The sequence below is a fragment of the Sphingobium sp. SA916 genome (genome assembly GCF_002894065.1).
GTDB classification, from domain to species: Bacteria; Pseudomonadota; Alphaproteobacteria; order Sphingomonadales; family Sphingomonadaceae; genus Sphingobium; species Sphingobium fuliginis.
This window is the reverse complement of record NZ_LXYF01000039.1, coordinates 41,202-61,438: the sequence shown is the minus strand read 5'-3', so window position 1 is coordinate 61,438 and position 20,237 is coordinate 41,202. Positions and strand designations below refer to the sequence as shown.

20 protein-coding genes are annotated in these 20,237 nt (G+C 66.0%); 9 read left to right on the top strand and 11 right to left on the bottom strand.

Features of this window, described 5'->3' with window-relative positions; translation table 11 throughout:
• Positions 1–38 precede the first annotated feature (38 nt).
• From A8G00_RS12150 to A8G00_RS12140, 3 genes are read left to right on the top strand one after another with little or no spacing between them, the layout of a single operon-like run.
• Positions 39–1,187, top strand: a complete 1,149-nt coding sequence (locus tag A8G00_RS12150) for a sterol desaturase family protein (protein ID WP_044660988.1) — start codon at positions 39–41, stop codon at positions 1,185–1,187.
• A 38-nt stretch (positions 1,188–1,225) separates the two neighbouring features.
• Complete coding sequence (locus tag A8G00_RS12145; protein WP_025548464.1) at positions 1,226–1,858, top strand: DUF1326 domain-containing protein; 633 nt, start codon at positions 1,226–1,228, stop codon at positions 1,856–1,858.
• 2 nt (positions 1,859–1,860) lie between these two features.
• Positions 1,861–2,652, top strand: coding sequence for a DUF2182 domain-containing protein (locus A8G00_RS12140; RefSeq protein WP_103000783.1), 792 nt, complete (start codon positions 1,861–1,863; stop codon positions 2,650–2,652).
• A 38-nt stretch (positions 2,653–2,690) separates the two neighbouring features.
• On the opposite strand, the gene fixJ is transcribed toward A8G00_RS12140, so the two are convergent.
• The 3 genes from fixJ to A8G00_RS12125 all read right to left on the bottom strand — a co-directional run bounded on the left by fixJ (position 2,691) and on the right by A8G00_RS12125 (position 5,363).
• Positions 2,691–3,314 carry a response regulator FixJ gene (fixJ, locus tag A8G00_RS12135; protein ID WP_025548467.1) on the bottom strand — a complete coding sequence of 208 codons (624 nt, stop codon included), beginning with the start codon at positions 3,312–3,314 and terminating at the stop codon, positions 2,691–2,693.
• A 67-nt stretch (positions 3,315–3,381) separates the two neighbouring features.
• Positions 3,382–4,527, bottom strand: coding sequence for a sensor histidine kinase (locus tag A8G00_RS12130; RefSeq protein WP_025548469.1), 1,146 nt, complete (start codon positions 4,525–4,527; stop codon positions 3,382–3,384).
• Positions 4,528–4,547: 20 nt separating this feature from the next.
• Positions 4,548–5,363 carry a universal stress protein gene (locus tag A8G00_RS12125; protein WP_025548471.1) on the bottom strand — a complete coding sequence of 272 codons (816 nt, stop codon included), beginning with the start codon at positions 5,361–5,363 and terminating at the stop codon, positions 4,548–4,550.
• 114 nt (positions 5,364–5,477) lie between these two features.
• Here A8G00_RS12125 and A8G00_RS12120 point away from each other — a divergent pair, with 114 nt between their 5' ends.
• Positions 5,478–5,840, top strand: a complete 363-nt coding sequence (locus tag A8G00_RS12120) for a hypothetical protein (protein ID WP_025548473.1) — start codon at positions 5,478–5,480, stop codon at positions 5,838–5,840.
• A gap of 308 nt (positions 5,841–6,148) precedes the next feature.
• Here A8G00_RS12120 and A8G00_RS12115 read toward each other — a convergent pair whose 3' ends face one another.
• Entirely contained in the window at positions 6,149–8,173 is a 2,025-nt protein-coding gene (locus tag A8G00_RS12115; RefSeq protein ID WP_103000782.1) for an elongation factor G, read from the bottom strand.
• Between the two features lie 145 nt (positions 8,174–8,318).
• Between A8G00_RS12115 and A8G00_RS12110 the strand changes: the two genes are divergently transcribed.
• From A8G00_RS12110 to A8G00_RS12100, 3 genes are all read left to right on the top strand, one after another.
• The gene (locus A8G00_RS12110; protein WP_025548474.1) at positions 8,319–8,714 is read left to right on the top strand and encodes a hypothetical protein; all 396 of its coding nucleotides are present in this window, start codon (positions 8,319–8,321) and stop codon (positions 8,712–8,714) included.
• A gap of 103 nt (positions 8,715–8,817) precedes the next feature.
• On the top strand, positions 8,818–10,968 hold the full coding sequence (locus A8G00_RS12105; RefSeq protein ID WP_065847631.1) for a TonB-dependent receptor: 2,151 nt from the start codon (positions 8,818–8,820) through the stop codon (positions 10,966–10,968).
• Positions 10,968–12,050 (top strand): PepSY domain-containing protein, encoded by a 1,083-nt coding sequence (locus A8G00_RS12100; protein ID WP_103000781.1) that lies wholly within the window; start codon positions 10,968–10,970, stop codon positions 12,048–12,050. The genes A8G00_RS12105 and A8G00_RS12100 overlap by 1 nt, the downstream gene beginning before the upstream one ends.
• On the opposite strand, the gene A8G00_RS12095 is transcribed toward A8G00_RS12100, so the two are convergent.
• The 3 genes from A8G00_RS12095 to A8G00_RS12085 are packed head-to-tail and all read right to left on the bottom strand — an operon-like array spanning position 12,029 to position 15,081.
• Positions 12,029–12,772 carry a metallophosphoesterase gene (locus tag A8G00_RS12095; protein ID WP_025548476.1) on the bottom strand — a complete coding sequence of 248 codons (744 nt, stop codon included), beginning with the start codon at positions 12,770–12,772 and terminating at the stop codon, positions 12,029–12,031. The two genes, A8G00_RS12100 and A8G00_RS12095, sit on opposite strands and share 22 nt — an antisense overlap.
• Positions 12,756–13,529 (bottom strand): nucleotidyltransferase family protein, encoded by a 774-nt coding sequence (locus A8G00_RS12090; RefSeq protein WP_065847455.1) that lies wholly within the window; start codon positions 13,527–13,529, stop codon positions 12,756–12,758. Before A8G00_RS12090 ends, A8G00_RS12095 begins: the two co-directional genes overlap by 17 nt.
• A gap of 52 nt (positions 13,530–13,581) precedes the next feature.
• Positions 13,582–15,081, bottom strand: a complete 1,500-nt coding sequence (locus A8G00_RS12085; protein ID WP_065847452.1) for a CoA-acylating methylmalonate-semialdehyde dehydrogenase — start codon at positions 15,079–15,081, stop codon at positions 13,582–13,584.
• Positions 15,082–15,181: 100 nt separating this feature from the next.
• Here A8G00_RS12085 and A8G00_RS12080 point away from each other — a divergent pair, with 100 nt between their 5' ends.
• Positions 15,182–16,078: a LysR family transcriptional regulator gene (locus tag A8G00_RS12080; protein ID WP_103000780.1), complete on the top strand. Its 897-nt coding sequence runs from the start codon at positions 15,182–15,184 to the stop codon at positions 16,076–16,078.
• A gap of 48 nt (positions 16,079–16,126) precedes the next feature.
• On the opposite strand, the gene A8G00_RS12075 is transcribed toward A8G00_RS12080, so the two are convergent.
• On the bottom strand, positions 16,127–17,347 hold the full coding sequence (locus A8G00_RS12075; protein WP_065847448.1) for an NAD(P)/FAD-dependent oxidoreductase: 1,221 nt from the start codon (positions 17,345–17,347) through the stop codon (positions 16,127–16,129).
• Positions 17,348–17,875: 528 nt separating this feature from the next.
• Here A8G00_RS12075 and A8G00_RS12070 point away from each other — a divergent pair.
• Positions 17,876–18,904 (top strand): AraC family transcriptional regulator, encoded by a 1,029-nt coding sequence (locus A8G00_RS12070; RefSeq protein ID WP_044660980.1) that lies wholly within the window; start codon positions 17,876–17,878, stop codon positions 18,902–18,904.
• Between the two features lie 169 nt (positions 18,905–19,073).
• Here A8G00_RS12070 and A8G00_RS12065 read toward each other — a convergent pair whose 3' ends face one another.
• Genes A8G00_RS12065 through A8G00_RS12055 form a run of 3 tightly spaced genes read right to left on the bottom strand, consistent with a single transcriptional unit; the run spans position 19,074 to position 20,229 of the window.
• Complete coding sequence (locus A8G00_RS12065) at positions 19,074–19,376, bottom strand: non-heme iron oxygenase ferredoxin subunit (protein ID WP_103000779.1); 303 nt, start codon at positions 19,374–19,376, stop codon at positions 19,074–19,076.
• Complete coding sequence (locus tag A8G00_RS12060; protein ID WP_065847444.1) at positions 19,373–19,891, bottom strand: nuclear transport factor 2 family protein; 519 nt, start codon at positions 19,889–19,891, stop codon at positions 19,373–19,375. The genes A8G00_RS12065 and A8G00_RS12060 overlap by 4 nt, the downstream gene beginning before the upstream one ends.
• Positions 19,861–20,229, bottom strand: a complete 369-nt coding sequence (locus A8G00_RS12055) for a hypothetical protein (protein WP_065847442.1) — start codon at positions 20,227–20,229, stop codon at positions 19,861–19,863. The genes A8G00_RS12060 and A8G00_RS12055 overlap by 31 nt, the downstream gene beginning before the upstream one ends.
• Between the last annotated feature and the right edge of the window lie 8 nt (positions 20,230–20,237).

Below are 20,237 nucleotides of genomic sequence, written 5' to 3'. Positions count from 1 at the left end.
CGGCAGGCGGGGCAAGCCGGAGGCAAAGGGGACATATCATGGCAAACTGGTTCGACAGTCTGGAACGCGACCTGCAATCGCCCCTTGCCGTGCGGCGCCTAGGCAGCGGTTGGTTTTCCGGCTTCTTCGCGCTGTTGCTCAGCATCACCGGGCTCTGTCTGGTCATGGCGCTACGCTGGCCCGACTGGTTTTCGACGCCCGAACTGGCGGCGCTGCATGCATGGGGCGGGCTGCGTCCCATGGTCCATGCGCTGCTGATCGGCGGCTATGCCCTGGCATTGCTCAGCCTGCTTTTGCGTACACGCAAAGCCATCGGCGCCACCGCGCTCATCGTCGCGCTGCTCGCCACCCTGCTGGGCGGAGCGGAAGTCCAGCCGCGGGAGACCCATGATTGGGGCGTGTTCTTCGGCGTCGATTTCTTCGCCGTCAACATGGTCGCCACCGGCCTGATGTTCGCCCCGATCGAGCGCCTCTTCCCACATAGGGCGCAGCAGCGCCTGTTCCGACAGGAATGGCGGGAGGACCTGTTCTATTATCTGATCAGCTCGATGATGGTGCAGCTCATCACCTTCCTCGCGCTGGCGCCGTCCAGCTTCATCAACGCCAACACCGCCGGCCTCGCAGGCATCCGCGCCATGATCGCTGGCCAGCCCTGGCCGCTCCAGTTCCTGGAAGTGGTGCTGCTGACCGATTTCGTCCAATATTGGTTCCATCGCGCCTTCCACCGCATCCCCTTCCTCTGGGGTTTCCATGCCGTGCACCATTCGGCCAGGTCCATGGATTGGCTCGCCGGCGCGCGCATGCATTTCTTCGAGATCATCGCCCTGCGCGGCGTGACATCGCTGCCGCTGCTCACCTTCGGCTTTTCGCCATCGGTGATGCAGGCCTATATCGGCTTCGTCTACATCTACTCCTCGCTGCTCCACGCCAATCTGCGCGGCGACTTCAACCGCCTGGGCGCGGTCGTCGCGACGCCGCGCTTCCACCACTGGCATCATGCGATAGAGGAGGTCGCGGTCGACAAGAATTTCGCGATCCACTTCCCTTTGCTGGACCGCCTGTTCGGCACCCACCATCTGCCCGACAGCGCATGGCCGACCGGCTATGGCGTGCCCGAACAGGTGCCCCAGGGCTATCGCGCGCAATTCCTCTATCCCTTCCGCCGAAAGCGCGACGCGGCCGCGTGAATCTGCTATGGTCTTCCGGCTGTCAGGGGAGTCGGACCATGGTCTACTGGATGCTCAAAGGCCGCGAATTCGCCAACTGCAATTGTGAATATGGCTGCAACTGCCAGTTCGGCGGCCTGCCCGACAAGGGGCATTGCCAGGCCGCCTTCGGCTTCGCCATCGATGAGGGGCGCCACGGCAGTACCGACCTGTCGGGCCTCAATATCGCCGCGGTCTTCCGCTGGCCCGGCCCGATCCATGAAGGGCAGGGGGAATGTGCCGCCTTCGTCGACGAACGGGCGACGGAAGCGCAGCGCAATGCCCTGCTGACGATCATGACCGGTGGCGACACCGCTCCCATGGCGACGGTCTTTGCCGTCTTCGCTTCCACCATCGCCACCATGCACGAACCCAGCTTCGTTCCTGTAGATTTTGAGGTCGACGTGGAAGGACGCAAGGGCCGCCTGCGCATCCCGGGCCATCTGGAAATGGACGGCGAACCGATCCGCAGCCCGGTGGACGGATCGGAAATCCGCGCCCAGATCCACTTGCCCGACGGCTTCGAATATGAAGTGGCGGAGGTCGGCTCCGGCGCCAGCCGCTCGATTGCGCCGATGCGGCTCGACCATGCGGCGAGCTACGGCCAGTTCGCCTATCTCCACCTCGACAGCCACGGCGTCGTCAGGGGCTGACGGTGCCGGCATTTGGCGCGGTGCTCGCCCGGCACCGCTTGATTTCGCTTGTCGCGCTCGCGGTGCTGATCCTTGTGGCCTGGGGCTGGCTGCTTTCGGGCGCGGGCATGGGCATGGCGCCGACCGCCTCCCTGTTTCCGGCCGGCTTGGCGGAAGACCCGATGCTGGCGATGATGATGCCCGGCGACATGCCATGGACAGCCGCGCAGTTCGTCGTGACGTTCGCCATGTGGTGGGTGATGATGATCGCGATGATGCTCCCCTCCGCCGCGCCGATGGTCCTCCTCTACGCTCGCGCCGCACCCGCCTCCACGCGCCCCGCGACGGAGAGCTTCACCCTGGGCTATCTGCTGGTCTGGGGCTTTTTCTCCCTGACAGCCACGCTGGCGCAGTGGCGCTTGGCCACAATGGCGATGCTGTCCCCCATGGCGATGGCGACATCCAGCCGCCCGTTGGCGGCCGCGCTCCTGATCGGGGCGGGGGCCTATCAGATCAGCCCATGGAAGGACGCCTGCCTGCGCCAGTGCCGCAATCCCGCGCAATTCCTCAGCCGCCACTATCGGCCGGGATGGACCGGCGCTTTCCGCATGGGGATGATCCACGGCGCCTGGTGCGTCGGCTGCTGCTGGATGCTGATGACGCTGTTGTTCGTGGGCGGGACCATGAACCTGGCCTGGATCGCTTTGCTGACGCTGCTGGTGGCGTTGGAGAAGCTGCTGCCTTGGGGCCGCATGGTCTCCGTGGCGGCGGGCATGGGCTGTATCCTGCTGGCATGGGCGATATTGACGGGCTGACGGTTTTCGGCCGGGGCCATGCCGGGCGCCAGCCCGATCTACGCCTCGTCCTTCTCCGCTCCCGCATGGAAGGCGATCCTCAGCGCTTCGGCCAGGCTTTTCACCTCCAGCTTCTGCATCAGGTTGGCGCGGTGGATTTCCACCGTGCGCGGGCTGATCCCCAGGTCATAGGCGATGGTCTTGTTGGGCAGCCCTTCCACCAGCCCGTCCAGCACCTCGCGCTCCCGCTCCGTCAGGATGTTGAGCCGCGCCCGCGCATCGTCCGCCCGCGCGCTCGCGCCACGGTCGGCCACGGCCACCCGCCGCGCGGCATCGACGCAGCCGAGCAACGCTGCCTTCTCGAACGGTTTTTCGATGAAGTCGCTTGCGCCTGCCTTCATCGCCGTCACCGCCATGTCGATGTCGCCATGGCCCGTCATGATCACCACGGGCAGCATGATGCCCCGCGCCCGCAGCTCGCGCTGCACCGCCAGCCCGTCCATGTCGGGCATCCGCACGTCCAGCAGCACGCAGCCCGGCTCCAGGTCGGCAGCCTCTTTCAGAAAGGGCAGGCCGCCGTCGAACAGCTTCACCGCGAAACCGCTCGTCTTCAGCATGAAGGACAATGACCGCCGGATCGCCTCGTCATCGTCCACGACATAGATGGGGAATGGCTCGCTCATGCTCTGGTCCTTCTTGTTGGCCGCATTTTGCGAGCCCGTCAGCCGTGCCGACCGACTTCAAAATGCTCTAGTCCGCTGCGTCCAGGGTGAAGTGGAAGGCCGTGCCGCCCCATTGCGACGGTCCGGCCCAGATGCGCCCGCCATGCCCCTCGACGATGGTCTGGCTGATCGACAGGCCGACGCCCATGCCGGATGGCTTGGTGGTGGTGAACGGGGTGAAGAGGGTGCGTGACATCTCCGGCGCGAGCCCCGGCCCGCTGTCCGCGACGATCACCTCGACCCTGCCGTTTTCGCCGGGGATGGCGGACAGGCGCAGGATGCGCGCCGGGCTGCCGGCCATCGCCTCCACGGCGTTCTTGGTGAGGTTGATGATGACCTGCTGCAACTGCACCCGGTTGACCAGCACCTTGTCGACGCGCGGATCGACGCTGATGTCCATGTCGAGGCCCCGGCTGTCGACGCCGATGAAGGCCAGCGCCGCCCCCTCCGCCAGCAACAGGCGCAGGGGTTCGGGCTGGCGCATCGTCTCGCCGCGCTTGATGAACTCGCGCAGGGACCGGATGATCTCCCCCGCGCGCAGCGCCTGGGCCGCGCTTTCCGCCATCGCCTCGCGCAGCAGATCGCGGTCCACCGGACCCTCGGCGTCAAGCATGTCGCGCCCCGCCTCCAGATAATTGGCGATGGCGGTCAACGGCTGGTTGAGTTCATGCGCAAGGGCCGACGCCAGCGTGCCCATCGCCGTCACGCGGCCCGCATGGGCCAGTTCCGCCTGCAGGTCCGCCACGCGCCGCTCGGCCTGCTGGCTCTCGGTCAGGTCGCGGATGAAGCCGGTGAACAGCCGCCGCCCCTCGTCCTGCACCTCGCCCACAGACAGTTCGATGGGAAAGGTCGACCCGTCCCGCCGCCGCGCGCTGGTCAGGCGGCCGATGCCGATGATCCGCTTTTCGCCCGTGGACAGATAATGGCCGATATAGCCGTCATGCCTCTCCCGGTCGGGGGAGGGCATCAGCATCGAGATATTCTCGCCCAGTACATCGCTTTCGGCATATTGGAACATGCGCTGGGCCGCGGCGCTGAAGGACACGATCTGCCCGTGCATGTCGATGACGATCAGCGCGTCCGGTACGGTCGCCAGGATCGAGCCGAGCAGCGCCTGTTCCAGGCTGTGCTCGCGCTGCGTCAAGCCTTCCGTCTCATCGTCCGCTACCGCCATGCTCCCACCATGCCGTGGCTTCAGTGCGCCAGCAAGAGCGGAACATGTATCTCGCGCAACATGGCGCGGGTGACGCCGCCGAACACCATTTCCCTGAGCCGGCTATGGCCGAAGGCGCCCATCACCACCCAGTCCGGCTTCAGCGTGCCGACCGCAGCCTTCAGTGCCGCTTCGACGGTCCGGCCATCCTGCGGCCAGCTATGGAACTGGCATTTGATGCCATGGCGGGCCAGATATTCGGGCGCGTCGGTCGCGGGGAAGGGATATTTGCCCGCTTCCTCGACCGTCACGACATGCACCTCCTCCGCCAGCTTCAGCAGCGGCACGGACAGGCGCAGCGCGGCGGAGGCTTCCTGCGAGCCCTCCCACGCCACGACGGCGCGGCCCGTCACCGGAAAGGACTTCGCCTCCTGCGGCACGGCGATCACGGGAACCCGCCCGGCCAGCGCCAGATCGGCGGCCAGATGCAGCGGGTCGGCGAATTCCCGGCGCGGCCCGGACGGCAGCGTGACGATCATGCCGTCGGTCAGCGTCGCGGCGGACAGCAGGCCATGGACGACATCGCCCTCCACATGGCGCCAGTCCCAGCTCACGTCCTCGCGGCGCAGCCGATCCTCGGTGCGCATTCGCGCCTTTTCATCGATGTCGTAAAGCTCCGCCATCATCGCGGGGGCCATGGACGCGCCGCCATACATGTCGGCCGCCACGAAATCCGGCATGGCGGTCACCTGCACGCAATGGATATGCGCGCCCGATGCGCGGGCGAGATCGCAGGCCGCCTGCAAGCGGCTTTCCGCGCCATGATCTTCATGAATGTGCAGCAGGACCGATTTCATCGTCTGTCTCCCGGCAAGCGTCTCTTCACCCTCTGGCTAGGACTGCCCCGGCGCGGTCGCCATCAGGAATAATCCTTATATCTCTTTCCGCCGCGGAATCCGATTGCAATGGTCATGAGTTGGACGACCATACGCCTTGAACTTGCCCGGACGCCGGCCTTTCCCAACGGATCGGCAGCGCGAAGCTATGTCCTGCGCCTGCCGCTCGGCAGCGGCGGCGTGATCGACGAAAGGGAATATCGCATCCATCCCGAACTGGCGACGGCGCGGCGGTTCTGGCCCAATGAGCCGGACCGGCACGGTACGCTGCTGCACACCCGGCATGGCTGGGCGCTGTCCTATGAGCCGGGGGAGGCGGATGACGAGAAAATCTACCGGCTGGACGCGCATGCCATCCATCCGGGCGCCTATCTGACCCTGACCGACCCGGACGGGGAATGCCTGCCCTTCGTGGTGAAGGGGCTCAGCCCGGCCTGATCGCAGGCGCGCCGGACCGCCGCTTTGGGTCCTGAGCCTAGGCCCGTTCCCATTGCGTCTGCGCGCGGCCATCCTCAAATGCGTCACCCAACCGCAACAGCTTCCTCCAAAAACATCCTATTTCTCCAACAGGGCCCATTCGGCCTGTCCTATTCCGTCCCTGCCGCGCTATCTCGCGTCCCTCTTTGAAACGTCCGATCAAAATCCCGCCTTCGCATACGCGCGCGCTGGCACGCGCGCGCGTACACTGTGAACTTCGACGTAAAACCGCCATTTTCGGCTCGTCATCATCTGAATGTCGATTGGCTCTAAGCCGGCTCCTTCGCCCGCTGCACGATGCTGTCGGCCAGCTTCGCATTGACCTCCGCCAGATGATCGAAATGCGCCTCATAATGCGCCATGCCCTGGCTCATGGAGCGGATCTCGGCTTCCAGCCCCTGCAACCCAGCCTCGGGGAGGAGGACCTCCAGCACGTCCCAATGGTGCCAGCCGTCCCGCATCGTCATCCGCAACATCTGGCCCCTGCGGCTCGCAATGGCGGATGTGATGCGGGACGTGGCGGCGCCCGGACTCATGATCGTCACATGGGCGACCGGTTCCAGCAGATAGGGTGACGCCGCCGCCAGGGCGTCGGCCATGGCGATGCGCCCGGCGGTGCGGAAGGCGAGTTCGGAACTGTCGACGCTGTGGAACGATCCATCCACCAGCACCGCGCAGACATCCACGACGGGAAAGCCGAGCGGCCCCCTTGCGACGGCGTCGATCACGCCCTTCTCGACCGCCGGAATATGTTGCCGGGGCACCGCGCCGCCAGTGATCCGTTCCTCGAAACGCACGCCTTCGCCCCGTTCGAGAGGACGGACTTCCAGCACGACGTCCCCGAACTGGCCATGGCCGCCGGATTGCTTCTTGTGGCGGCCACGCTGGGTCACGGCCTTGCGGATCGATTCGCGATAGGCAATCGTCGGCGCCTGAACGGACACGGCGACGCCGTAACGCCGCTTCAGCCGGTCGATTGCGACGGCGAGATGGTCCTCGCTCATGCCGTGCAGCAGGGTCTCCCGCGAACCTTCATCCTGGTCCCAGTGCAGCCCGGCATCCTCTTCGGCCAGCCGGTTGAGGGCGGTGGAAAGCCGCACCTCGTCCTTATGGTCCTTCGCCGCGATCGCCAGCGCGCAGTTCGCCGCCCTCTTCTCCACCGGCAGGCCGGGCTGCGGGGCCGTGCCGGCCATGCCGATCAGCTCGCCTGCCTGAACGGCCTCGACCTTGGCGATGCCGACGATGGAGCCGGCTTCGGCCGCCGGGATCTTCGCCGTCGCCATGCCCTGGATCGCGAACAATCCGCCGGGCCTTAATGGCCGCCCCTTGCCGTCGGCCATCTCCGCCCCGTCGGCAAGTGCGCCGCCGAAGATGCGGGCCAGCGCCAGCCGGCCGACCGTCGCCGCGTGGGAGATTTTGAAGATCTGCGCCGCTTCGCCCCTGATCGCCAGTCGCTCCGCCGTCCGGGCGGGCGCGGGCGTGTCATGGCGCAGCATCTTCAACAGCCGTCGGATGCCGAAACCGTTGGAGGCGGAACCGAACAGCACCGGGACGATCAGGCCGCTGGCGGTCTCCCGCGCCAGATCGGCAAAGACGGTTTCCAGGCTGGGCTGTTCGTCGGACAGCAATTGTTCGAGCAACAGGTCGTCATGGTCGGCCAATTGTTCCAGCATGTGGAAACGCGCCGCGCTTTCATCGTCCTTCACATGCGGGGCGAGCGCGACCTGCTGCGATTTCCTGCCCGTCTCATAATGATAGGCGCGCTCCAGCGCGAGGTCGACGAAGCCCGCGACTCGTTCCCCGGCGCGGATCGGGATCTGGCGCGCCACCAGGGCGGCGGCGCTCATCGGCGCGAGCGCCGTCAACAGGTCCTCTATGCTGCCCCGCGCCTGATCGATCTTGTTGACGAACAAGGCGTGCGGGATGCCCGCGCCCTCCAGCCTGCGCAGCACCGGCTGGGCCAGCGCGGCGCGCTCGGGATCGGGATCGATCACCACGACGGCAAGGTCGGCCATGTCGAGCGCAGATGCCCCATCCGCGGCGAAGCCCGGCGCGCCGGGCACGTCGATCAGCGCGAACCGGTCGCCCATCCATTCGAAATGCATCAGGTTGAGTTCGGTGGAACTGCCCCGTTCGCGCGCCTCCGGGCTGGCGTCGCCCGTGCTGTTTCCCGCCTGAACCGATCCCTGGCGCGGGATCGCGCCGGTTATGAACAGCATCGCTTCGGCAAGGCTGGTCTTGCCCGCCCCGGCGGGTCCGACGAGCGCGATGGCCCGGGTGTAACAGCCGCTCATCCTGGCTCTCCTCCAATCCATCCGTCTCTCTTGATGAAGCCGGTCGCTTGGAAGCAGGGATGTTCGTCCCATATCGGCCGGAACGCAAGGGCGAGATCGTCCATCCCATGCTATGGCCCCGCGCAACGATTCATTGGAGAGCGACATGCTGCCCGCCCGGACCTTCAGCATCACCATCGCCCGCGATTGGCGCGCACTTTACGAAATCATCTGGCGGCCGGAATATTTCCCGCGCTGGGCGTCGGGCCTTGCCGAATCCGGCTTGCGGCAGGAAGGCGCGCACTGGCTGGCCGATGGCCCTGAAGGGCCGATCCGCATCCGCTTCACGCCGCATAATGTCTATGGCGTGATGGATCATCATGTCGACCTGGGCAACGGCGAGGAGGTGTTTGTCCCGCTGCGCGTCGTGCAGAATGGCGAAGGGGCGGAAGTCATGCTCACGCTGTTCCGCCAACCGGACATGGACGATGACCGATTCGCCGCCGACATCCGCTGGATCAACCGCGACCTGAAGGCCTTGAAAGCGTTGATCGAAAGCTAGGGTGCACGCAGGCCCGACCCGCAAAACACCCTTCTTATACTGCTAATGACTTGCAACATCCTGCTCATTTGGCTAGCGGACGAGCAGCCTTATGGGGGAAAGAATGCATATCCGCTCGTCTGTCCTGTTCGCCACCAGCGCGCTCGCGCTGTTGAGCCAGCCTGCGCTGGCCCAGTCCGAACCTGCAGCCGAGGATGCCGGCCCGATCATCGTGACTGCGGCGCGCACGATCCTGCCCGCCAACGCCCTGCCGCTGACCATCGACGTCATCGATCAGGAAACGCTCAACCAGCAGGTCGCAATCGGCGGGTCCATCGTCGATGCGGTGTCCGCGCTGACCCCCTCCTTCTCGCCGACGCGGCAGAAGCTGTCCGGCGCGGGGGAGACGCTGCGCGGCCGCTCGCCGCTTTATGCGATCAACGGCATTCCGCAGACCGCTCCGCTGCGCGACGGAGCGAGGGATGGCTTCACCATCGATCCTTTCTTCATCGACCGGGTGGAGCTGATCTACGGCTCCAATGCGCTGCAGGGGATCGGCGGCACGGGCGGCATCGTCAACCAGGTGACCGTTGCGCCTCCCCAGGCGGATGGACTGACCGGCCGGATGTTGGTGCAGGGCAATGCCGACACCGGCTTTCGCAGCGACGGCATCGGGGGCAAGGTGGCGGGGCTGATCGGCTGGCGTTCCGGGCGGTGGGATGCGACGGTGGGCGCAGCCTATGAGAAGCGCGGCGCCTTTTACGACGGCCATGGCAATCGCGTCGGCACCGACCTGACCCAGGGCGAGACGCAGGATAGCCGGAGTTGGTCGTTGTTCGGCCGCTTCGGCTATGCGCTCAGCGACAGCGCCCGGCTGGACCTGACCATGAGCCGCTTCCAGTTGAAGGGAGAGGGCGATTATGTCGCAGCGGACGGTGACTATCGCGTCGACCGGCCGACCACCTCTGTGCGCGGCACGCCGCCGGGCGTTCCCGCCACCAACCGTACCGAAAGCGCGGCGGTGACACTGACCGACAGCGATTTGTGGGGCGGCAATTTCATCGCCCAGCTCTTCTTCAACCGCTCGCGCGACACCTATGGCGGGGAGGTGGCGCCGATCGCCAGCTTCCAGGACCCGCGCATCGCGCCCAGGGATACGCTGTTCGACCAGTCGCAGAACCGCAGCCGCAAATATGGCGGCAAGATCAGCTATGAACGCGCGATGCCGGGGTTCGAGGCGCTGACCGCCACCATCGGCTTCGACGCGCTCTATGACCTGACCGAACAGCGGCTGATCGCGACCGGTCGGACCTGGGTGCCGCCGACCGACTATCGCAGCCTCGCGCCCTTCGCCCAGTTCAATCTGGCGCTGTTCGACAAGAAGCTGCGCGTGGCGGGCGGATTGCGTCATGAGGATGTGCGCATCAGCATCGACGACTATCATACCCTCTGGACCTATGGCGGGGGCGTCGACGTCGCGGGCGGCAGGCCGACTTTCAGCGATACGCTGCTCAATGGTGGCGTGATCCTGGAACCCTGGGCCGGCATCCGCGCCTATGCCAGCTATGCCGAGGGCTATACCGTGCCCGATGTCGGCCGGATCGCCCGGGCAGTCGCCACGCCCGGCGTCGACATCGACGATTATGTGAATATCAGCCCGATCGTCTCCAACAACCGGGAGATCGGATTCGAAGTGAAGCGAGGCCCGATCGACGCCAGCGCGGCCTATTTCTGGTCGACCAGCAAGAACGGATCGCTGCTGGTGCAGAGCGGCGGAGTGTTTGAGGTCCAGCGTCAGCGGGTGGAAATACAGGGGCTGGAACTGAACCTGTCGGCCAGGACGCCTTTGCCGGGGCTGACCCTCTCGACCGGCTATGCCCATCTGATCGGTCGCACCGACGGATCGGACAATGGCATCGACAAGGTGGATCGCGATCTGGACGGCGCCAATATCTCGCCTGACCGTCTGAACCTGGCCGCCAGCTATGTGCACGGTCCGGTTTCAGCGCGCATCCAGACGCAATTCTTCCTGTCCCGGCAGTTCGAACGGACGCCGGGCGCCTATCCGCCGCTCTACCGGTTCGACGGCTATGACGTGACCGATCTGTCGCTGCGTTACCAGACCCGGTTCGGGGCATTGACGCTCGCGGCGCAGAATATCTTCGACACATTCTACATCGATTATTACAGCCAGACCGTCCGGCCCAATGACAACGCCCATTATTTCGCGGGACGCGGCCGCAATTTCACCCTCTCATGGGACTATAGGTTCTAGTGAAGCTGATCGACACCCTCCATCGCTGGACCGGCGGGCTGATCGGGCTGCTGCTCGCCCTTCTGGGCCTTAGCGGCGCGTTGCTGGTGCATAAAAATGCCTGGACCCTGGCGCCCCATGCCGGCGACCCGCGCGTGGAGGATGTCCGCCAACTGGCCGAGACGACGCAGCGCATCATGGCCGATCCGGCGGGACGGCCCCAGTCGATCAGCTATGCGTCCGATGATTTCGGGTTGCTGAAGCTGCTGTTCGACAATGGCGGCGGCGCCTATGCAGACCAGCGGGGTGCCATGGTGACGCGGTGGAGCAGCCAGTGGGAGCGGCCCGAACTCTGGCTGTTCGACTTCCACCATCATCTCTTTTCCGGCGAGACGGGCGATTGGGTGATCGGCATCGCCGCGCTTTGCGGCCTGTTCTTCGTGTTCACCGGCCTCATCCTCTGGTGGCGCACGCGGCGGACTTTCGAATGGCGCCTATGGCCGGCGCGGATGAGCCGCCCTGCGATCGTGCGGCATCACCGCGATCTGGGCGTCGTCGTCGCGCCGCTGCTGCTGCTGTCGCTGGTCACAGGGGCCGTGCTGGTGTTCCGGCCGATGGCGGCGCTGCTGTTCGGGCCGGGGGCGCCAGCGCAGATCGACAAGGCGCTCGCTCCACCGCCGCCGCGCGACGCCAAACTCGGCGAAGGGCTTGACTGGGCGGCCATGGTCATGACGGCCAAGGCGCGCTTTCCCGATGCGGAGTTGCGCAGCCTCAGCCTGCCGCGCAAGGATAATGGGTTGATCGCAATCCGCATGCGGCGGCCGCAGGAATGGCTGCCCAATGGCCGCACCACCCTCTGGTTCGCGGCGGACAGCGGCGCGCTGGTTGCGGCGCGCGATGCCGCGACGCTGCCGATGGCGGTGAAGGGCTATAATCTGCTCTACCCGCTCCACGCGGCGAAGGTCGGCGGTCTGGCGTTCAGGCTGGTCATGACCCTGTCGGGCCTGGCGATGACGCTGCTCGGCACGCTGACAGTCTGGACCTTCTGGTTCAGGCGTCCCGTAAATCCGGCGCGTGCTCGTCAAATGGCGATCAGCGCGTAGGGACGGTCGAACCGCTCCGACAGGACGAACTGCGCGCAATTATAGACCGGAACGCCGCCGGGCGTTTTCCCCTCAAAGGCGCCGCGATGAGCGTGGCCGTGGACGGCGAAGCGGACATTGTCGAACCTGTCGATCGCCTCGGCCAGCCGTGAGGAACCGAGAAAGGGGAAAATCTCCTGCGGCTCCCCCTGCACCGTGTCCACCACCGGCGCATAGTGCAGCACGGCCACGGTCCGTTCCGTCCGCAGGGATCGCAGCGCATTTTCCAGTTTGCGTGCCTCGTTGATCGATTCCTCGACGAAGCCCTTGATCGCGCTTTCCCCGAAAGCGCCAAGCTCCCCCCGGCCGAAACCGCCGACAAAGCCCTTTACCCCGGCAAAGCCGATGCCCTTTATCTCGACCGCCTGATCGTCCAGCACGGTCACGCCCGCGCCGCGCAATATCTGCGCCACGACCTCAGGCTGGCCGCATTCATGGTCGTGATTGCCCAGTACCGCGACCGTCGGAATGGTGCAGCTTCGCAGGTCTTCGGCCAGTATTTCGGCCTCCCGCGTCTTGCCGAAATTGGTGAGGTCGCCGCATAGCGCCAATATGTCCGCCTGAGCCGAAATCTCCTCGAACATGGCGCGGTAGCGATGTTCGGACGCATCGGTGACATGTAGGTCCCCGACGGCGGCGAGGACAAGGCTGTCCTTGGGCCGCGGCTCACTGGTTGCGATCATGGCTCTCCTCCAGCCCCTTGCCGACCACGTCGGCAAAGCCCCAATCGGTGATGTCGACCAGATAGTCGCGCGGCGACAGCAGCCGTCCCCGGCACACCCGCAGATTGGGGACAGGCAGTTCGGCGCGGGTCTGCAAGCGCCCCAGCAATTCCTCGAACAGCCAGAGCGGAATGCAATGGCGTTCCGTCGGATAGATGAAGCGGAAGTTCAGCAGGTGGATGAGCAGCACTTCCCAGTGCAGTTCCATCGCGTCCAGCAGGCGTTGCCAGTCGATATGTTCATGCTGCCGCAGGATGATATGCGCGACGTCCGCGCCGTCATAGCGGTAGCGGTCCTGGATGAAGACCTTCGAGAGGATGAATTCGGTCGGCGGCGTGATCCGCACCGTCGTGCCATAGACCTCCGCATGGGAGACATCGCGGAACCATTCCTCCGTCACGGGCAGGCTGGCGGAGGAGATGTTGTAGATGACGTCGAAGAAATTGCCGTCGCGCCAGACCTTGCCGATCCAGCGTTCATCCTCGAATTCGACGCGATGTCCCAGCGCCTTGAAATAAGCGAGGATGCGGGGCGCGTCGCCGGGCTTGCAGAAGACGTCCAGATCCTTGGTCGGCCGCATGATGCCGGTATGGCATCCCAGCGCATAGGTGCCCGACAGCATGAACGGGATGCCGGATTCCACCAGATGCGCAAGGCTTTCGGCGTAGAATTCGGCAGCCTCCGGCGGGGGATCGAAGGTGACGGGGTACTGGCTCATCACCCTGGGGAACGGACAAGCGGGCGCTTCCGTTCCCCTGCCGGGCAGAAGCCTATCGCATCGTCGGGATGACGAAGCTCTGGTCGATCACCGCGCCGCCATCGGGCCAGCGCTGTGTGATCTTCTTGGTGCGGGTGTAGAAGCGCACGCCGTCCATGCCATACTGGTCGAGATCGCCGAAGCCCGAACGCTTCCAGCCGCCGAAGCTGTGATAGGCGACCGGCACCGGGATCGGCACGTTGATGCCGACCATGCCGACTTCGACATCGGCGGCGAATTTGCGCGCATAGTCGCCGTTGCGGGTGAAGATGGCGACGCCATTGCCATATTGATGCTTCGACGGATAGCTGAGCGCCTCCTCGAAGCTCTGGGCGCGCAGGATCTGGAGCACCGGGCCGAAAATCTCGTCCTGATAGCTTTTCATCTGCGGCGTTACCCGGTCGATCAGCGTCGGGGCGAGATAGAAGCCCTCCTCATAGCCCTGAAGCGAGAAGCCGCGCCCGTCGACCACGATCTCCGCGCCTTCGTCGGCGGCCATCTGGATATAGCTTTCGACACGGGCCTTGTGCACGCCGGTGACGAGCGGGCCATATTGCGCGTCGGGATCGGTAGGGATGCCGGGGCGCAGCGTTTCGATGGCGTCCAGCAGCTTGGCGCGGAAGGCGTCAGCGGTCGCCTCGCCCACCGGTACGACCACCGGCAGCGCCATGCAGCGTTCGCCCGCCGAACCATAGGCCGCGCCAACGATGTCGGCCACTGCCTGATCCATGTCGGCGTCGGGCAGGATGATGCCATGATTCTTGGCGCCGCCCATCGCCTGCACGCGCTTGCCGTTCTGCGCGCCGCGGGCATAGACGTAATTGGCGATGTCGGACGATCCGACGAAGCTGACCGCCTTGATGGCGGGATGGTCGAGAATGGCGTCGACCATCTCCTTGTCGCCATGGACGACGTTCAGGATGCCGGCGGGCATGCCTGCCTCCATGGCGAGTTCAGCGAGGCGCACCGGGACGGAGGGGTCGCGTTCCGAGGGCTTGAGGATGAAGGCGTTGCCGCAGGCGATGGCCATGGCGCTCATCCAGAGGGGGATCATCGCGGGGAAGTTGAAGGGGGTGATGCCAGCGGCGATGCCCAGCGGCTGGCGCATGGAATAGACGTCGATGCCCGGACCCGCGCCCTGGGTGTATTCGCCCTTCAGCAGATGGGGGATGCCGCAGGCGAATTCGACGACTTCCAGGCCGCGCTGGATGTCGCCCCTGGCATCAGCGACGACCTTGCCATGTTCGGAGGAGAGCAGGACGGCCAGTTCGTCCATATTCTGTTCGATCAGTTCCTTGAAGCGGAACATGACGCGGGCGCGGCGCTGCGGGTTGGTGGCGGCCCATTCGGGCTGGGCGGCGAGGGCGGAATCCACCGCCTTCTGGAGATGGGCGGCGGTGGCGAGTTCGACCTGCGCCTGGACCGCGCCGGTGGCGGGGTTCAGCACGTCGGACAGGCGGGCGCCGGCGAGCGGGGCGGATTGTCCATGAATGAAATGAGTAATTGAACGCATTTTTCCGGTTTCCTCTCCTGCCGGTGGATGGCTTTGGTATAGACGGGTCAGCTTTGCAGATATACGGGTATGTGGACACATTGGTTGTGCGGATTTGCCCATGCTGAATTCCGACGAACTGCGCCTGTTCCTGGCCGTGATGCGGGAGGGCAACATGCTGGCCGCCGCGCGCCGGGTCGGGGTGGATCATAGCACGGTCGCCCGGCGCCTGACCAATATGGAGGCGACGCTGGGCGCGCGGCTGTTCGACCGCAGCCCGCGCGGGGTGACGCCCACGCCCGCCGCCTTCGCGCTGGTTTCCCATGCCGAGCGGATCGAGAGCGAGCTGCTCGCCGCGATGAGCAGCGTCGCGGGGCGCGACCGGGAGGTGGAGGGAACGGTGCGGCTCGCCACGCCGGAGGCCTTTGCCAGCCATCTGATCGCGCCGCGCGTGGCCGAGTTGCGGGAGCGCCATCCGCGCCTGACGCTGGAGCTTGCGTCCGAAAGCAAGGCGGCCAGCCTGTCGCGGCGGGAGGCGGAGATCGCCGTGATGCTGAAACCGCCACCCAAGGGACGGTTCGTGACCCGCAAGCTGGCCGATTACCGCCTGGGCCTCTATGCGTCGAAAGCCTATCTGGCGCGGGAGGGGGTGCCGACGGGGCGGGGCGACCTGAGCCGTCATGTCTTCGTTTCCTATATCGAGGAACTGGCCGGGTTCGCGGAGATGATCGCGCTGGACCAGCTGTTGCCCGGCGCGGCCATCGTCTTCCGCGCCAGTTCCAGCGCCGCGCAGCATGCGGCGGTGGCGGCGGGGATGGGGCTGGGCGTGCTGCACGTCTTCGCGGCGGCGGAGGACGAGCGGCTGGTGCAGTTGTTTCCGGAGTCGATGCCGGAGTCGATGGAGGTGTGGCGCAGCTATTGGCTGGTGATGCATGCCGATCTGCAGAGGCTGCCCAGGGTGCGGGCGGCGGCGGATTTTCTGGAGGAGGTGACGCGGGAGATGCGGGAGCGCTTATAGGGGCGCGGGCCGATCCCCGACCGCCGCCTTCGGCGGGAGATCGGGCGTTCAGGCCGCCATCTTCACGGGGATGGCGGGATCGGCCAGCTTTGTCCGGTCGACCGCGACGCCCTTCAGGATCAGGGTGCGGGCGCCCATGAAATCCCTGGGGCTGTTGATGGCGTCGACCGCGATCACCCGGCCCCCGCGCAGATAGAGGGCGGTGAACGGACCGTTTTCCGGATCGCCGCGCACGACCATGTCGTCGGCATCCCGGTTGAGGCCGGCGGATTGCAGCCTGATGTCATACTGGTCGGACCAGAAGGTCGGCAGCGCGCGATATTCGGCCGGCGCCCCCAATATGGTGTCGGCGGCGGTGGCGGCGGAATCCATCGCATGCTGCACGGATTCGAGCCGCCAGAGCCCGCCCGCATGGGGATTGGGGTGCCGCGCGCAGTCGCCTATCGCCAATATGCCTTCCGCCGAGGTCCGGCAATATCCGTCCACCAGCACGCCGCCGTCGCAGGCGATGTCCGCCTGTTCCGCGAGCGCCGTTTCCGCATCGATGCCGATGCCGACGATGGCGATGTCGACGGGGATTTCCCCGCCCGAGGCCAGGCGGATGGCAGAGACGCGATCCGCGCCGGAAAAGTCCGCAATCCGTTCGCCCAGGCGCAGGTCGACGCCCCGGCGGCGATGCTGCCGTTCGAAGAAATCGGAGAGCAGGGGGGAGGTGACGCGCTGGAGGACGCGGGGCTGCGCCTCGATGACGACGACTTCATGCCCCATTTCGCGCGCCGCCGCCGCGACCTCCAGCCCGACATAGCCCGCGCCGACGAGGCCGACGCGGCCGCCGCCGCGAAGCCCCGCCCGAATGGCGTCCACATCCGCGACGGTGCGCAGATGATGGATGCCCGGCAGGCCGGAACCGGGGCAGCGCAGGGTGCGCGCCCTGCCGCCGGTCGCCAGCACGCACCATCCGAAGCGGATCGTCCGGCCATCGTCCAGTTCGGCGCGCCGCCCGGCGGGATCGAGCGAACGGACCCTGCATCCCAGTTCGAACCGGACCCGCTGTTCGTCCCAATAGCCGCTGTCCCGCAGCAGCAGCCGGTCGATCTGCACGGCGCCGACCAGATAGGCCTTGGAGAGGGGAGGGCGGTCATAGGGCAGGCAGTCCTCTTCGCCCGCCACGGCGATGCTGCCGGCAAAGCCCTTCTGCCGCAGCGCAATGGCCAGATGCGCGCCCGCATGGCCGCCGCCGACGATGAGGACGTCCGTTTGCTCGTTCAATGCGATTCTCCTCCCCTGTGCGCGGTCGCCGGGCGACGATCCGGCGCGTTTCCGGGCCGTCGCGGGCGCGCCGCCGCCGCGCCGCGCGAACGGATTGCCGGGCGGCGAGGGGCAACGGCCTGTTTCTCATCGACATTGCGGATCGTTCGGGCCGGCGACAGCCCATGCCGATGCTTCGAAGCTGGGCCAAAATCGCCGCGGCAACTATCCCCTGAGCGCAGGCCTTGCCCTGATCGCGCGGTCTTTTCGGGCGGCAGGCTTGACCCGGCCCTGTAATAAGAGTGTCATCGCGAAAGGGACGAGGCTGTAACGACATCCAGCCATGACGGCCTGCAAATGGCGGTCGTCCGCGCTTCCGGCACGCTGCGTTCCGGATCGCGGGACCGCCATGTCCGGCGCGTCATTTTCCGGATGTCGATGCAGCCGAGGGAGGGCCGTGTCGATGATCCGTCGCCGGGGTGGGCAGCGTCCACCGGAGCGAGGCAGGCGTTTCAAGCCGGGTCGGGGACCGGGCCAGGGAGGACGAGCATGTTGACGCAAATGGCTGCGCCGAGCCGCTTCTGGAATGGCGAGGCGCTTCCGCTGGTTCAGTGGAACAGGTTCAGCAGCACCGACGCGGGCGATGTCGAGGCGCATATGAGCCGGATGTTCTGCCCCCACAGGCTGGACGTGCAGGGCGGGCGGCCGCCGATCGATTTCCGCCACAATCAGGCGCAGCTCAAGGCGCTGACCTTCAACGCGCAGGATTATGGCAATCCCTTCGGGCGGATTTCCATCGACGTGCCGCAGATGGGGCAGATCTATCTGGTGCAATTCTCGCTGACGGGCACGTCCTTCATCACCCATGACAGGGACAGTTTCAGCCTGGCGCCCGGCGAGATGTGCGTGCTGGCCCCGGATTCGCATTTCCGCCAGACGTTCGAGGCGGGCTACAAGCATTTCACCATCAAGATACCCAAGGCCGATCTGGAGCAGGTGCTGGCGAGCGAACTGGGGTTCCGGCCGGACGATCTGGTCTTTTCGACCCGGCCGGTGCCGCTGGTGGGGGCGGCGCAGGCCTTTGCCCATCTGGTCCGTACTATCTGCGACGACATCGATTACGGGCTGACGGGCTATACCCATCCCCGCGCGAGCGGCGCGGTGGAGGATACGCTGAAGCGCCTGCTGCTGGCGGCGGTGCCGCACAATCATTCCGAACTGTTCGACAGCGCGCCATCCGGGCCCGCGCCCTATTATGTGCGGCGCGTCGAGGATTTCGTGCGGGGCCATGCGTGCGAGGCGATCTCCCTGATCGACATGATCGAGATTTCCGGGGTCAGCGCGCGGTCGCTGCATGCGGGGTTCCGGCGGTTTCGCGGGGTGACGCCGATGGTTTACCTCAAAAATGTGCGGCTGGACCTGGCGCGCAAGATGCTGCTGGGCGGCGTGGAGGAGGGGCATAGCGTGACCGATGTCGCGCTGGCCTGCGGGTTCAGCCATTTGAGCAAATTCGCGCGTGACTATGCGGAGCGGTTCGGGGAGCGGCCCTCGGCTACGTTGCGGCAGTTGAAGGGGTGAGGGGCGGGCGCGTGTCAGTTCTGTTCCGGTGGGATTGAGGCGCAGCGTACTCCTGCGAAGGCACTCGAACGAGACGAGTGGCTCGTGAGAGTCCAGTTCCAGCGGCGGGACTGGGTTCCTGCCTTCGCAGGAACAGGGTGGAGGTTTGACTTAAGCGCTGCACCGACCATCAGGGCGCGATATGCACCGCGCCGTCGATGATCTCTACCGCATAGGTTTTGAGCGCGATGGAGCAGGGGGCCGCGCAGGCCGCGCCGGTCTTGATGTCGAAGCTGCCGAGGTGGAAGGGGCAGACGATCTTGCCATCCTCTACCTCGCCTTCCGCCAGCGAGGCTTCGCCATGGGTGCAGAGGTCGTCGGTGGCGAACACCTCCCCGTCCAGCAGATAGACGGCGATGCCGTGGCCGCCGTCCAGTTCGACGCGGTGCACTTCGTCTTCGCTGAGATCGTCGATTGCGCAGAGGCGGATCATGGGGCGAACGCTTTCTTGATCGCCCAGGGGGGCGTCGCCACGCCCTGCACGCGCAGGTCCAGCTTCACGGACGTGAATTTCCATTCTTCTTCCTCATATATTGTCAGGCTGTCGTACCAGCCGCCCAGCCAGCGATCTTCCGGGCCGGAGTCCCCGGCCATGGTGGACAGTTCCCAAAGATACCAGCGGCAGCGCGCCGAGCGGGCGTCTTCCATAAATTCGACATGGGGGGCGACCATATAGTGGATCGACCACAGCACCTGTTCGGCGGCGATGCGGGCGAGGCCCTGGGCAATGGCGGCGGCGCCGTGGAAGGTGGCGAAGCCCTCCGCCGACCAGGTGGCGTCCGCGTGGAACAGCGGTCGCATGATCGCCGGATCGTTCCTTCGGTCCGCGCCGTGGGCGTAGCGCGCCACGAGACCTTCCATCTCCTGGCGCGCTTCGATGCGGAACAGCCGTTCCTCCATGGGCAGGGGGGCCATATTCAGGCGGCCATCGGGCGCAGCCCGCGCCATGTCTCCTGCCCGCCATGGACGGCGACGAAGCGCGCCTCCTCGAACGCATAGGGGACGCCGGGGGAGCCGGAATATAGTTCGATATGCGGGGCGACCTCGGCCAGCGAGAGGGCGAGATTGTAGAGGGGGTGGTGGCTTTCCGGCAGCGCGCCCAGCGGGAAGCGGTCGACCTCCGCCAGCGCGTCCGGCAGGCGGGGCAGCATGCGGTCGTAGAAGGCGCGCAGTTCCGCCGCGTTCGACGCCTGCCGCTTGCGCTGGCGCTGGTCGGCCGTCGGCAGGTTCCAGTCGAGGCAAAGGGAGAGGTCTTCGAAGCCGGTGGGCAAAGTGGGTTGCGTCATGGTCTTTT